The organism is Pseudomonas paracarnis (genome assembly GCF_904063055.1).
Lineage (GTDB): Bacteria > Pseudomonadota > Gammaproteobacteria > Pseudomonadales > Pseudomonadaceae > Aquipseudomonas > Aquipseudomonas paracarnis.
In genome coordinates, this window is the sequence record NZ_CAJFCN010000084.1 from 1 (window position 1) to 450 (window position 450).

1 protein-coding gene is annotated in these 450 nt (G+C 61.8%); it reads right to left on the bottom strand.

Features of this window, described 5'->3' with window-relative positions; translation table 11 throughout:
- Nucleotides 1–450 (bottom strand): phosphate acyltransferase (locus tag JMV15_RS28015; RefSeq protein WP_268968801.1); only part of this gene is annotated, 450 nt, incomplete at both ends.

Here is a 450-nt window from a genome sequence, read left to right on the forward strand (position 1 = left end):
CCTCCCCCACGGTACAAACCCTCACCTTCAACAAAGCCGATGTAGTTCAAACCCCGCGCGCTTGGTAGCAAGGTAGCGGCAAGCTTGACTTGCTGGTTGCCCTTGATGTCCTCAGTGCCGATATTCAGCAGGGCAACCCGGGGTCGGGGCACGCCCACCGCCTCGGCGGCCACCGAGCCCATTACGGCAAATCGCAACAGGTGCTCGGCACTGCAATCGACATTGGCGCCCAGGTCCAGCAACTGGCAATAGCCCTTCTGCGTCGGGATCGCCGCCACCATCGCCGCCCGATCAATACCTGGCAAGGTTTTGAGAACATGCCGTGACAAGGCCATCAACGCCCCCGTGTTGCCGGCGCTGACACACGCTTGCACCCTGCCATCACGCAATACCCCAACGGCCACCTGCATTGAAGCATAGGGCTTTCCACGCCGGGCCACCGATGGCCTT